Raw genomic sequence first — 13,566 nt, forward strand, 5'->3', positions numbered from 1 at the left:
CTGTATGTATGAACAACGAAAGACAACTAAAAAACGTCTTTTAATAAGTTTCCTTATTAAAAGACGCTATGAGGCGTGGTTCCACTTTTTTTCATAATCAAATGATTATCTCTAACAGGTAACGTCTGCTATTCGTTCTTCGCTACTTTCAAGGATTGATATTGATCAACCCCTCTTCGCAAAGACCACTCCCAGAGGCATTTCAAAAAAGAACAATTGACAACTTACACCACCCGTTGACTCTCTTGAAACCATTCTTTTTTTACTTCTTTCTGTTCATCGTGTTTAGTTCAATACTTGATTTAAATGTGCTAAAGATTTTTCTTTCCCTAACAATTCGATTGTTTCTGGTAATTCAGGTCCATGCATTTGTCCTGAAACAGCGACACGGATCGGCATAAATAGGTTCTTTCCTTTTACCCCTGTTTCTTTTTGTACTGCTTTGATTGCTGCTTTGACTGTGGGTGCATCTACAACTTCCATTTGAGTAAGTTGTTCTTTGAAAGCTTTCAACACAGTCGGAACCGTTTCACCCGCTAATACTTCTTTGGCTGCTTCATCTAATACAGGATGTTCGTTAAAGAATAATGTTGATACCTCAACGATTTCCGCTGCATAACTCATTTGTGGTTGATACAGACGAACGATTTTTTTCACCCATTCGATTGTTTGTGCATCTGGATTTTCTTGCACACGACCATCAGCGATCAAATAAGGTAAACACATTTCTGTCAATGCATCTAGATCCATTTCTTTGATGTAATGGTTGTTCACCCATTGTAATTTTTTCGCGTCAAATGCAGCTGGTGATTTGCTCAAGCGCTGTGGATCAAACATTTTGATCAATTCTTCTTGACTGAACAATTCATCTTCACCGACAGGAGACCAGCCTAGTAAAGCAATAAAATTGAACATCGCTTCTGGTAGGTAGCCTAATTCACGGTATTGTTCGATAAATTGTAAAATCGATTCATCACGTTTACTTAATTTTTTGCCCGTTTCAGAATTGATGATCAAGGTCATATGCCCAAATGTTGGCGCAGTCCAACCAAACGCTTCATAGATCATTAATTGTTTTGGCGTATTCGCAATATGGTCATCCCCACGTAACACGTGAGTGATCTTCATTAAATGATCGTCAACAGCTACCGCAAAGTTATAGGTTGGCATACCATCACGTTTTTGGATGACATAATCCCCACCGATATTGTCTGATTCAAAGGTGATGTCTCCTTTGACCATGTCGGTAAACGCATATTCTGTATTGCGAGGCACACGGAAACGAATCACCGGTACAATGCCTTCTGCTTCTTTTTTCGCTTGTTCTTCAGGTGACAAGTTCGCACAAGTCCCAGCGTAGTGAGGCATTTCGCCACGGGCACGTTGCGCTTCACGTTCTGCTTCTAATTCTTCTTCTGAACAATAGCATTTGTAAGCACGATTACTTGCTAATAACTGATCGATCCATGGTTGGTAGATTTCTTTTCTTTCAGATTGACGGTAAGGACCGTATTCACCTGGATTTTCAGGTGATTCATCCCATTCCATCCCTAACCATGCAAGATTCTCTAATTGGCTTTTTTCGCCATCTTCAATGTTTCGTTTTTGGTCAGTGTCCTCAATGCGGATAATGAAATCTCCATCATTGTGACGGGCAAATAAATAATTGAATAATGCAGTTCGTGCATTCCCAATATGCAAATGCCCTGTTGGACTTGGTGCATAACGTACGCGTACTTTCGTCATTTTCTTCCTCTTCTTTCAAACTAGACTTTGAGACGTCCAAAACAACTGACAATACAACATCTGATCAGATTATTTTGGGTTGGATCTCCTTTAGCGATAAATGTTGAAATTTAAAGCTACTCAGCACAAATTTTACCTTTTATACGTTAAATAGTAAAGAGATTATGAAAAAGTCATTCAAATCTACGTAAGAAGGCGGGAATCGAAAAAATAGTTTGCCCTACTTTTCAATCCTCGCCTGCTCTAGCTAAACTGAGGAAGCAAAAACCATCTCTCAAAAAAATCTTACGATGTCTAACTGCCTCATATTTACCATATTACGTTTTTATTTCGCTTTTTTCTCATTTTCACGCTTGTTATCGATTCCTCTACCCGCATGAGCAGGTTTTGCAAAGATCATTCGGCCGGCAGCTGTTTGTAGTGCACTCGTTACTACAACTTCGATCCGTTCATTCATGTAATGTTGTCCATCTTCAACAACCACCATTGTGCCGTCATCTAGATAAGCAACCCCTTGTTGACGTTCTGTACCTGCTTTGACCACTAGTACATTCATATTCTCACCGGGGATAACGACTGGCTTCACTGCGTTAGCAAGTGCATTGATGTTGAGAACTGGTACATTTTGAAATTCAGAAACTTTGTTAAGATTATAATCATTGGTCACGATGACACCATCTAATAGTTTTGCCAATTTGATCAGCTTACTATCTACTTCACTGATGTCTTCAAAATCGCCATCATACATCTCAACTGAAATACCTTCTTCTTTTTGTAACGCGTTCAAAATATCTAGTCCGCGACGCCCACGTACCCGTTTCAAGCTATCGCCAGAATCAGCGATATATTGTAATTCATATAGAACGAAATTTGGGATCATCAACGTTCCTTCTAGAAATCCCGTTTTTGTGATGTCGTAAATACGTCCATCAATAATGACGCTTGTATCTAAAATTTTATATTTATGAAAATGATCATCTAGTTTGCGTTCTAATAACTGGCTTTCCACCTGACTAGGTGTTTCTTGTTCGACCTTTTTACTTCTTGGTCCAAATATTTTCTTCCATTCTTCGATGCGAGTCGTTCCCATTCGCAAGCCCAAATAGCCAAGGATCACCATCAATAAGATGGGTAAAACACTGTTTACAAAAGGTATTTCAATATTGTAAAGCGGTGTTGAAATCACAACCCCCAACGTTAGGCCAATAATTGCTCCGATTGCGCCAAATAAGAGATACGTCAAGCTGACCTCACTTAATTTTTCTTCAATTTGCTTGATGACTGCTGTTATATGTTTTGCCAATAGCAAAGATAATAGAAAGAAAATAAGTGCACCTAACAAGCTATTGGTAAAGGTGTTATTCAGCCATCCATTCGTCTGTTGACCGATCGCCTGCCAAGCTGTAGGTAAAAAAGAAATCCCTAAGCTGGCACCAACGATGATCATCAGTAAGGTGATGACACGTTTTTGCATCCTGTTTCCTCCATTTCATTTTGATTTTAACGAAATACTCGTCTAAGAGTTTCATCAAGTGTAGCAACACCTACGACTTCGATACCCTCTGGAATATTCCAACCACCTAAATTATTTTTAGGTAAATATACTTTTGTAAAACCTAATTTTTGTACTTCTTTTACTCGTTGTTCAATTTGGTTGACTCTTCTGATTTCACCAGTCAGACCGATTTCTCCAATAAAACACTCCGTTGGTTGTGTTCCTTTTTCTTTGTAACTAGACGCAATACTGACTGCAATTGCTAAATCGATCGCAGGTTCATTTAATTTTACCCCACCAGCTGCTTTTAAGTAAGCATCTTGATTTTGCAACAATAATCCTGCCCGTTTTTCTAAGACTGCCATGATCAATGACACCCGATTAAAGTCTAAACCAGTCGTTGTTCGTTTGGCATTTCCGAACATCGTGGGTGTGACTAAAGCTTGGATCTCTACTAAGATCGGGCGTGTTCCTTCCATGGCGACAACGATCGCTGAACCTGTCGCTCCATCCAATCGTTCTTCTAAGAAAATCTGTGAAGGATTCGCTACTTCTTCAAGCCCATGGGCGTGCATCTCAAAAATACCGATCTCATTGGTGGAACCAAACCGATTTTTGACGGCACGTAAAATACGAAAACTATGATGTTGCTCACCTTCAAAATACAAGACCGTATCAACCATGTGCTCTAACATGCGCGGACCTGCAATCGAGCCTTCTTTCGTGACATGACCTACTATAAATATGGCAATACCGTTTGTTTTTGCGATTTTCAATAGCTCAGCTGTGGTTTCTCGCACTTGACTAACACTACCAGCGACACTCGTAATATCAGGTTGAGTCATTGTTTGGATCGAATCGATAATGACATAATCAGGTGAAATTTGTTCGATGGCTCGACTGATTTCATTCATATCTGTCTCTGCATACAAGTAAAACTCTGTGTCGATCGAACCTAATCGTTCTGCACGCAACTTGATTTGGTCCGCACTCTCTTCTCCCGATACGTAAAGGACTTTTCCACCAATAGCAGCCAGTTGCTGTGATACTTGCAAGAGTAGGGTGGATTTTCCGATACCAGGATCGCCACCGATCAAAACCATCGAGCCAGGAACCACACCACCGCCTAAAACACGGTTCAATTCTTCTAGCTTCGTCTTTACTCGTGGTTCTTTCTTAGGAACCACCTCAGCGATTTTTGTTGGCTTGGCTTTTTCTCCGGTCAAACTCGTTCGTACTCTGCGGTCCGTTGTATCTTGTTCGATTTCTTCAACCATGGTATTCCATTTGCCACAATTTGGGCAACGTCCTAAAAATTTAGGCGACACATAGCCACAATTTTGACAAACAAATTGAACTTTTGCTTTTTTGGCCATTTCGGTGTACCACCTGTCTTTCATTTTACTTTTCTTGAGTTAAAGATAACTTAAATCTACTTTGCTTATTGGTTGGATGAACCAAATCCACCTTGACGAGCATTAGCGGTTTGATCTTGGTCCGCTTTTAAGAACGGTAGGAAGATTCCTTGCCCAATTCTTTCCCCTTTTTTGATCACTACATCTTTGAAACCAAAATTCGTGAATTGGAACATGATATGCCCTTCATTTGCTTCGTTATTATAATAGTCACTGTCGATCACGCCGACACCATTAGTCAAAATCAAAAAACGTTTTAATGGATTGCTTGAACGATTGGCTAATTGTAAGAATTCATCCTCACCCATATACGCTTTGATTCCTGTAGGCACTAAAACGGGTTTGATTTTCTTTTCCTCTGCTGACATTTCAGAGATAAGCGCATCTGATACAGCTGTTAGTCCTTGCTTGAACCCGGCTTTCCAAACACTTGGAATCACCACATCTTCTGCTGCTTCAAAATCATAACCGGCAGCGTGATGAGTCGCTCTTTGCGGCAATTGGATCTGTTGATCCTGATAACGTGTAATTACTTCAAAACCTCTTTTATTCACCGAATCCCTCCCAGAGTAAACTAGTTCTATTTTAACATACCAAGCGACTGAATACCCAAAGTTAACGAATTCTTCATGAAATTCCTTTCTCTATTTAAGAAACAAATTTATTGATTTTTTGAAAAAAAGTTTATTAAAACATGACTTTATGATTGAAAACAAGTAGAATAGAGCAAAATCATTTCTGTGTAAAAAAGATTAGTTGAGGTGCTCCATGCGAAAAGAAATAATAGAAGCAAAACGAATCATTATAAAAATAGGAACAAGTACGTTGATCTATCCAAATGGCAACATCAATTTGGGCGCAATCGATCAACTCGCTTTTGTTCTCTCTGACCTTCGTAATCAAGGCAAAGAAATCGTCTTAGTCTCTTCCGGTGCAGTAGGTGTTGGGATGCACAAGATGAATTTAGCAAAGCGTCCTAATACGATCCCAGAACAACAGGCGATTGCAGCAATTGGACAAGCTGAATTGATGAATATCTATAATCAACGGTTCAGTGCGTATGGTCAACAAACTGCCCAAATCTTAGTGACGCGAGATGTTATCGATTACCCTGAAAGCCGAAAAAATGTTGTCAATACGTTAGAACAGCTACTAGCAATGGGAACCATTCCGATCGTCAATGAAAATGACACCGTCGCAGTTGATGAATTAGATCACTCCACCAAATTTGGCGACAACGATCAGTTATCTGCGATCGTTACCAAACTGATTGCCGCTGATCTACTCATCATTCTTTCAGATATCGACGGTTTTTATTCGGATAATCCAACCATCAATCCTGACGCTGAAATGTATCAAACAGTTACCGCAATCGATGATGAACTGATGGCCCAAGCAGGTGGTGCTGGTAGCACCTACGGAACTGGTGGGATGGCAAGCAAACTAAAAGCAGCTTTAAGGATCTTTGAAGCAAATCGCCCAATGATCTTAGCAAATGGAAAAAATCCAGCAATCATTTTTGATATTTTGGCTGGAAAAGAAATCGGAACATTATTTAAGGAGGTTTTATAATGACTGATCTTATCCAACTTGGGAAACAAGCAAAAAAAGGCGCACGCGAACTTGCTTTGATGCCGACTAAACAAAAAAATGACTTATTGTTGCAAATGGCACAAACAATCAAGAGAAATCAACTAGCCATTCTTGAAGCCAATCAAAAAGACTTAGATCAAGCGACAGAAAATAATATTAGCGAAACAATGCAAGATCGTTTACGGCTAACACCAGAACGTATCCATACAATGGCGGAAGAAATCATTAAAGTGGCGCAACTAGACGATCCAATCGGAAAAGTCGATCACATGTGGCAAAACGAAGACGGTTTATTGATTGGCAAGAAGCGTGTCCCTCTAGGGGTCATCGGCATGATCTACGAATCACGTCCGAATGTGACAACTGATGCGGCCAGTCTCGCATTTAAATCAGGAAATGCAGTGATTTTACGTGGTGGAAAAGAAGCCTTCCACTCCAATCAATTGTTGGTTGAATTACTTCAAGAAACATTGGAAAATGCTGAAGTATCGCCTTATACAATCCAATTCGTGGATGATACCTCTCATGAGACCGCTGCGGAATTGATGCGTTTAACAGATTATTTAGACGTATTGATCCCTCGAGGTGGTGCTTCGTTGATCAAACGTGTGAAAGAGCAAGCCACTGTCCCAATCATTGAAACAGGCACCGGCAACAACCATATTTATATCGATAAAGAAGCACAATTAGCCATGGCAGTGGATATCATTGTGAACGCCAAAACATCTCGCCCTTCTGTCTGTAACGCTGCCGAGACTTTGCTGATCCATTCAGAGATCGCGCCTTTCTTCTTGCCATCTATTGAGCAAGCACTGGTTGAACATGGTGTCTCTCTACATGCAGATGCTCGTGCGTTGGATTATTTAGAGACCGCAACCTTAGCAGACGAAACCGATTGGGATACAGAATATTTGGATTATATTTTAGCGGTTAAGATCGTTGATTCTTTGGACGAAGCAATCGAACATATCAACCGTCACAATACACAACATTCCGAAGCTATCGTGACGGACAGTTACACAGCAAGCCAACGCTTTTTAAATGAAGTTGATGCAGCTGCTGTTTACGTCAATGCTTCCACTCGCTTCACTGATGGTTCAGTATTTGGCTTCGGTGCAGAAATCGGTATTTCTACACAAAAACTCCACGCTAGAGGTCCAATGGGGTTGAATGAGTTAACAACGACGAAATACATCATCTATGGAGATGGACAAATCCGTAAATAATGTTTCCCGTGAAACATTTGAGGTTTGAGGTGTCTTTCATAATAAAGTTACGTAAAAACCAGAATATTCTTTATTAAAAAAATAAGACGACATCCACAAAATTTTAAAATAAATTTCGTGGATGTCGTCTTGTTTCTAAAGAGTGAACACTACTAGCACATTCTCCCTTGATAGACTATTCTTCCGGTAATTGATCAAATAAAGAAAAGCCATCAAACGTTTCTCCATCATAATAGCGCAATAATTGTTCACTCGTCAGATTCGTGGTAGTTTCTTTTTCCTCTTCTGATTCAAGAAGAAGTTGTTCACGATAGATTCGGTAGGTCTCTGCTAATTGTTGCTGCATTTTTGCCCTTGAATTAGCCTCCGCATTGATCGTCGGAAGCTCCTTGATCAACCCTCGATAAATCAACTGTTCATCTACCCATTCAACAGGTAGTTCAACCATCGTCAAGCCTACCTCTTTAAAATATTCTTCGATCATCATCTAAGCCTCACATTTATGTCTTGCTTGCATTTTAGCTTATCTCCCAGAAAGTTGCTAGCGACAACATAGAGACTTCTTTATTTATTTTTGGATCGTCGCCAAAACTGCACGTGAAACTGGACCGACAAATAATAATTGTAACGGCAACGCCATGATCACATTCATTTTCCAAGCTGTAAGATAGGCAGAAAGAAATTGTTCTGGAATCCCTTGTTCAATAACAATACCGAATAATGACATACATGTCACCATACCTAAAACCATGAGGCATGAAATCGTGAGGATCATTTGCATTTTATTTTGTTTATTTATAGGTAATTTGAAAGCAATCTTTTTCGCGATTACTCCTATGATAAAAACATCTAAGATAAATGCCACGATAAATCCTGGTATAAGGCCTACGAATAAGTTTGATACATGCAACGCATTATGTAACCAGAGATTATAGATACTCATCCCTAAAACCATCAGAAAACACATCATCGTTGTAAAAATAATTCCTTCTTTTTTGTTTGTTGGCACTTCAATCACTCCTTTTCATGAAAAACAGCATAGCATAAATGAAAATTTTTCGTAAGTTTTTTTCATAGCTTGCGTTAAGTTTTTTTATTCCAAAAAAATATCGCTCCCGGTTTAAGAACAACCTAGGTGCGATATTTATTATCTCAATCAATTCTTTTTCGATAGATAAACTACAACGTAAATTCTTGTTTTAATACGCATAGAACCCGATACCTTCATATCTCCAACCCAATGGTGTCAACGAATCTCTCTCAGCTGAGCTTAGCGTATAATGGTGCGTTCCTATTGTTTCATTTGGATTAAACAAACGATAAATTGGTTTTGAACCACCTGAAAAGAAACTTAATCCTTCATATCTCCAACCAAGTGGCGTCAAAAAGTTGATTTCTGACTGAGCCATCGTATAATGATGATCCCCGTTATTTGGATTGTACAGACGATAAACCGGTTGCCCACTGTTTGGTGCTTGCCATGCAATCCCTTCATAGATCCAGCCAACTGTTGATAAGTGGTTTCTCTCACCCACATTCAAAGTATACAAATGCTGTCCAGTACTACGATTATATAAACGATACATTGGTGAAGTATCGACATTCGGTGTGTCATACTGAGTAAGATTGTATGTTTCAATCACGTTGTTTAGAATAGAACCATAATTAGGAGCTGTAGCATAGCGGCCCGTCAACCATGCTGTGGCATCTCGATAAGAAGAAGTATTACTTCTCCATGCACCTGAATAGAAGAAGACTCCTGGTTGGAAAGAAGTAGTCTTCAATACCGTCACATTATCTTGTAATGACTCTGCATAAGATGGATATTTACGAAAAGCTGCATTTACAGTAATCCATTGCCCATTGATAAACTCTGAAGTTGGCATCGTAACAGATTGTCCATTATAGCTACCTTTGATACCAAATAAATTATAATTTGGAGCAGCAGATAGCGTACTTCTGCCCCAACCACTTTCCACAATCGCTTGTGCAATCATAACTGAAGCATATAGATCATTTGCGTTAGCTAATGTTTGGGCACTTGCTGCAATACTATCTATAAATGCTTGTTGTGCATTAACAGAAGAACGTGCAGAAAAAGCTGATACCTCTGGACTTTCAAATTGTGATAAATCTGCTTGATGCGTATGCGTTAATTCATCTCCATTAGTTAGAGGATTCGTAATTACTTCTGTTTTTTCTACAGGTTCGCTAGTCTGTTCTGATCCGTCTGATTCAGTGGTTGCCGTTACTCCCTCGATTTGGGTTGAAACTGTTGTTTCAGTAGAACTCGATGTTATTGATTCTTCTGCAAGTACTACAAGGTTCGTAGATACTAAACTGCTTAGAACGATTGCACTAAATAAAATATTTTTTGCTTTCATTTCATTCTCCTTTTTCTCAATAATTTTATAACAGCATGTGCAATTATGAGAGATCAGATATATGTATCATCAAATCTTCAAAAAATTAATTTTATTACTCCATAAAAACCACACATTTTTAATTATACACAACTATATACCTCTTTTCAGCCACAAAATTATTAAGATTTACAAGTGGTAGAAATATTTAAATCAGGAAAACGTTTATGTCAAACCTTATAAAATAAATTAAAACAAAACAATAAATAGCTGAGATAACGCAAGCATGAAATTCCTTTAAACTAAAAAACTAACTAAACAGCACCATCAAAAAATAAGTCGAGAAACTAAAAATCAACAACTGACTCTTAGCTACTCGACCTATGTTTGATTTGAATTTTAAAAGAAAAACAACACAAATAATGAGTAAGAAAATGTTTTCTACAAACTCTACTTTTTACGTAAATTTGCTAGATACCTAACTCCCTTAACCCATCTTCTATCGAAGTCAATTTGCGACCTAATACTTTTTCAAAATCATCAGAAGTTACATCTAACTGATTGTTGCGAATATCATTTTGGATTGCAGTCGTCATTTCTGCACCACCTTGAGAAAATCCCGACGCTGTTAGTTTAGCTGTGAATTCATCTGCATCCAACGAAAGGATTTCTAAAGATTTCCCGCTTACTCTAGCAACTTGTTCTGCCAAGGCTTGATAGGTGATTGGTTTTCCAGATAATTCTAAGACCTCAGGATAATCCATTCCTGCTAATACTTTTGCAGCTACTTCTGCATACTCTCTCTTTAACGCCCAACCGGTCTTGCCTTCGCCAGCTGCATAAACAAACTGACCAGTTTTCAATGCTACTTCAATCAATGGCATCTCATTTTCTAGGTACCAGTTATTTCTTAAAAAGGTATGTTTGATACCAGATTCTTTGATGATTTTTTCTGTAAATTGATGGTCTGGAGCCAAGATACTGGTCGAATGATCTGCATCCGCAAAACTAGTATAGGCAATAAAAGAAACCCCTGTTTCTTTTGCTGCTTCTACAACATGTTGATGTTCAGCTTGTCGGTTTCCCGGTACACCTGATACAAATAATAGACGATCGATTCCTTGTAGCGCCTGTACCATTGTCTCGCGATCTGCATAATCACCGATGCGAACTTGAAGACCTGCTTCAATTAATTTCTGGGCTTTTTCTTCATTACGAGCAAGGACATAGATTTCCTCCAAAGGAACCAGTTTCTTTAATTCTTCTAAAGCGTAGCGTCCAAATCCTCCAGTTGCTCCTGTTACTAAATAAGTCATATTCCCACTCCCTATTGATTAATTATTTTTGTTCACATAGCTGTACATTTTTAAAATACACCATTATCATAAAGAGTATGCTAAGATAAGTCAAGAAATCAAGTTGAAAGGATGGATTTTAATGAAATATTCTCTACAATTAAGCGATGCAATTCATATCCTAGCTTATATCCACATATTTCAAGGAACTGATTTACTTTCAAGTGACATGATTGCAAGTAGCATTGAAACGAATCCAACAAATGTTCGAAAAATCATGAGTCAATTAAAAAAAGCAGACCTTATCCATACAACAAGTGGGAAACCAACACCCGTACTTGCGAAAGCTCCCGAAAATATCAATTTATTGGAAATTTATCGAAGTATTGAAGGTAACACGAATTTGATCCAAGTAGACCCAAAAACAAATCCGAATTGCGTGGTAGGCGCTAATATCCAAGAAGTCTTAGCTGCAACTTATTCTCGATTACAAAAAAAAGTGGAAGAAGAAATGGCAGTAATCACTTTAGATGGACTCATTAAACAGATTGTATTATCAGAAAAAGAGAAACGTCCAGAAAATCAGCCACTCGTGGAAAAATTCCTTTAGTTTTTAAGTAAATCGGAGTTACTTTTAGTTATCTAAAAATTAAAATAACAGTTTTATATTATTATTACTTTTATAATAGATTAAATAATCTTCGTACTGGAAAAAAATTGCTGTTTTCTTTTTATTTATTCGGTAAAATTAAACTATGAAGATAACTAAAGGAGGAAATATTATGAAAGATTGGAAAAACGGTTTTTGGGAATCTGATTTAGATCATGGCTATGAATTGTTTATTGAAAAACGTGTTCATGGATATTTGTTTACAAAAGAAAAAATCATCGCAAAAGTCACAGAAGAAAACAACAAGGAGTATGACGTACTTGTCCAGTTAACAGATGACGACCAATTCTATGGTCTGTCTTGCAGTTGCTCCCACGAAGACACAGGTCATTGTCCTCATGTCGTAGCTATCTTGTTCAAATATGAACAAGAAAAAGAGCAGGAAAAAGCAAATGAACTGGTCAAGTTGATCTCTTATGCAAATGAACAAGATATTCAAGACTTTCTATTAAATGTTTTAAAAGAGAATCAAGAACTAACTCAACGATTCCAAGAACATACTGCAATCAAAAATATTGACGATTACGATAAAATGATTGTTATTTTAGAAAAACATACACATTATTCTGGGAGCAACATTCATGATCGTACACTTCAAAACATCAATAAAGAACTGTCTGAATTTTTAAACAGTCTTATTGATACATCAATCGAAAAAAAGCAAATCCTTCATGCATTCGAATTAATGAACAGAATAGTGGAACACTTTGATTTATCAAAAGTACATAATGTAGAAAATGATATCAGTCTTATCATGCATCACTGTTATTCTCTATGGAAAAAGTTACTGAGACATGCATCCGAGCCAGAAAAACAACGAATATATTCTAAACTTTCGACCAAAATAAGTAGTGCAGGCCAATCTAGCTTTTATATCCAACAAATTTTACATGAAGAATTCCCCGAACAGTACTTTGATCAGGATCAGCAAAAACTTGATCAAACATCTGAAAATGGCGGACACTTCAACTATAAAAACAAACGACTTCTATCCATTCGCCAAATGGAAAATTTGAATTATACAGACAACCAAATTCATCAACGTGCACGTGAAAGCTGGCAATCTCCAACTATACGTTCACAATATATCGACTATCTGATGCAAAAGAGAGCTTATGAAGAAGCAATTACTGTTTTGAATGAAAGTATTGTATTAGATCAACACTCTTCTGATATGGTCACCTTGCATCGCTATGCATTAAAAAACCTCTATCATAAGTTAGGAAAAAAAGAGCTTTATGCGGAACAAATTTTACATCTCCTATTAGAAGGAGAGACCGTCGATATGAATTTGATTCATCAATTGAAAAAAACATATTCGATTGATCAGTGGGAAGAAGTACGAGAAAACTTATTTGAAAAATTAAAGTATCGTACAGACGTTGGATTGTTCTATTCGAAAGAAAGACGATACGATCTATTGTTGGATTATGTTCTCAAGTCACCTGGACTGGAAGAAGCCAGCCGCTATTTTTCTTTCTTAAGAAAGCAGTTCCCAGAAGCACTCCTTCAAAAATATGAATATGAATTACGCCGGATGGCTGCTGAGACGACTACACGTTTACGGTATCATAAAATGGCTTTGCTGATCGCCGAAATGGCCACCCTCCCTAGTAGCACGATCTCTGTTCAATTACTGATCAAAGAACTAAAAGAAAAGTACCCGCGCAGAAAAGCAATGCTAGAAGAACTAAAAAAGTTAGAAAAAACATATAAATAATCTAGCGATAGCGACCCTATTCACAGTCATTATTTCGAAAAGC

General features: G+C 37.9%; 12 protein-coding genes and 1 other annotated feature. Of the genes, 4 read left to right on the forward strand and 8 right to left on the reverse strand.

Annotation, left to right across the window (positions count from 1 at the left end; genetic code table 11):
• Nucleotides 1–56 precede the first annotated feature (56 nt).
• Nucleotides 57–289 (reverse strand) — a binding site (T-box leader).
• The 4 genes from gltX to EM4838_RS13535 all read right to left on the reverse strand — a co-directional run bounded on the left by gltX (nt 286) and on the right by EM4838_RS13535 (nt 5,210).
• Nucleotides 286–1,746, reverse strand: a complete 1,461-nt coding sequence (gene gltX, locus EM4838_RS13520) for a glutamate--tRNA ligase (RefSeq protein ID WP_010734061.1) — start codon at nt 1,744–1,746, stop codon at nt 286–288. It overlaps the preceding feature by 4 nt.
• Before the next feature lie 325 nt (nt 1,747–2,071).
• Nucleotides 2,072–3,220, reverse strand: a complete 1,149-nt coding sequence (locus EM4838_RS13525; RefSeq protein ID WP_019723035.1) for a PIN/TRAM domain-containing protein — start codon at nt 3,218–3,220, stop codon at nt 2,072–2,074.
• 26 nt (nt 3,221–3,246) lie between these two features.
• The gene (radA, locus tag EM4838_RS13530) at nt 3,247–4,617 is read right to left on the reverse strand and encodes a DNA repair protein RadA (RefSeq protein ID WP_019723034.1); all 1,371 of its coding nucleotides are present in this window, start codon (nt 4,615–4,617) and stop codon (nt 3,247–3,249) included.
• Nucleotides 4,618–4,682: 65 nt separating this feature from the next.
• The gene (locus EM4838_RS13535; RefSeq protein ID WP_010734058.1) at nt 4,683–5,210 is read right to left on the reverse strand and encodes a dCTP deaminase/dUTPase family protein; all 528 of its coding nucleotides are present in this window, start codon (nt 5,208–5,210) and stop codon (nt 4,683–4,685) included.
• A 214-nt stretch (nt 5,211–5,424) separates the two neighbouring features.
• On the opposite strand from EM4838_RS13535, the gene proB reads away from it, so the two are divergent.
• Both proB and EM4838_RS13545 read left to right on the forward strand, forming a co-directional pair.
• Entirely contained in the window at nt 5,425–6,228 is an 804-nt protein-coding gene (proB, locus tag EM4838_RS13540) for a glutamate 5-kinase (RefSeq protein ID WP_071866524.1), read from the forward strand.
• Nucleotides 6,228–7,475 carry a glutamate-5-semialdehyde dehydrogenase gene (locus EM4838_RS13545; RefSeq protein WP_071866523.1) on the forward strand — a complete coding sequence of 416 codons (1,248 nt, stop codon included), beginning with the start codon at nt 6,228–6,230 and terminating at the stop codon, nt 7,473–7,475. The genes proB and EM4838_RS13545 overlap by 1 nt, the downstream gene beginning before the upstream one ends.
• A gap of 175 nt (nt 7,476–7,650) precedes the next feature.
• Here the strand turns inward: EM4838_RS13545 and EM4838_RS13550 are convergent, their stop codons facing one another.
• The 4 genes from EM4838_RS13550 to EM4838_RS13565 all read right to left on the reverse strand — a co-directional run bounded on the left by EM4838_RS13550 (nt 7,651) and on the right by EM4838_RS13565 (nt 11,154).
• Entirely contained in the window at nt 7,651–7,959 is a 309-nt protein-coding gene (locus tag EM4838_RS13550; protein WP_071866561.1) for a hypothetical protein, read from the reverse strand.
• A gap of 84 nt (nt 7,960–8,043) precedes the next feature.
• Nucleotides 8,044–8,484 (reverse strand): DUF2798 domain-containing protein, encoded by a 441-nt coding sequence (locus EM4838_RS13555; protein ID WP_071866522.1) that lies wholly within the window; start codon nt 8,482–8,484, stop codon nt 8,044–8,046.
• A 190-nt stretch (nt 8,485–8,674) separates the two neighbouring features.
• Nucleotides 8,675–9,859, reverse strand: a complete 1,185-nt coding sequence (locus EM4838_RS13560; RefSeq protein ID WP_071866521.1) for a glycoside hydrolase family 73 protein — start codon at nt 9,857–9,859, stop codon at nt 8,675–8,677.
• A gap of 449 nt (nt 9,860–10,308) precedes the next feature.
• Entirely contained in the window at nt 10,309–11,154 is an 846-nt protein-coding gene (locus EM4838_RS13565) for an SDR family oxidoreductase (RefSeq protein ID WP_071866520.1), read from the reverse strand.
• 121 nt (nt 11,155–11,275) lie between these two features.
• Between EM4838_RS13565 and EM4838_RS13570 the strand changes: the two genes are divergently transcribed.
• Complete coding sequence (locus EM4838_RS13570) at nt 11,276–11,743, forward strand: Rrf2 family transcriptional regulator (RefSeq protein WP_066025859.1); 468 nt, start codon at nt 11,276–11,278, stop codon at nt 11,741–11,743.
• Nucleotides 11,744–11,915: 172 nt separating this feature from the next.
• Nucleotides 11,916–13,523: an SWIM zinc finger family protein gene (locus tag EM4838_RS13575; protein WP_071866519.1), complete on the forward strand. Its 1,608-nt coding sequence runs from the start codon at nt 11,916–11,918 to the stop codon at nt 13,521–13,523.
• Nucleotides 13,524–13,566: the final 43 nt, after the last annotated feature.

The sequence above is a fragment of the Enterococcus mundtii genome, assembly GCF_002813755.1.
In the GTDB taxonomy this organism is placed as follows: Bacteria; Bacillota; Bacilli; order Lactobacillales; family Enterococcaceae; genus Enterococcus_B; species Enterococcus_B mundtii.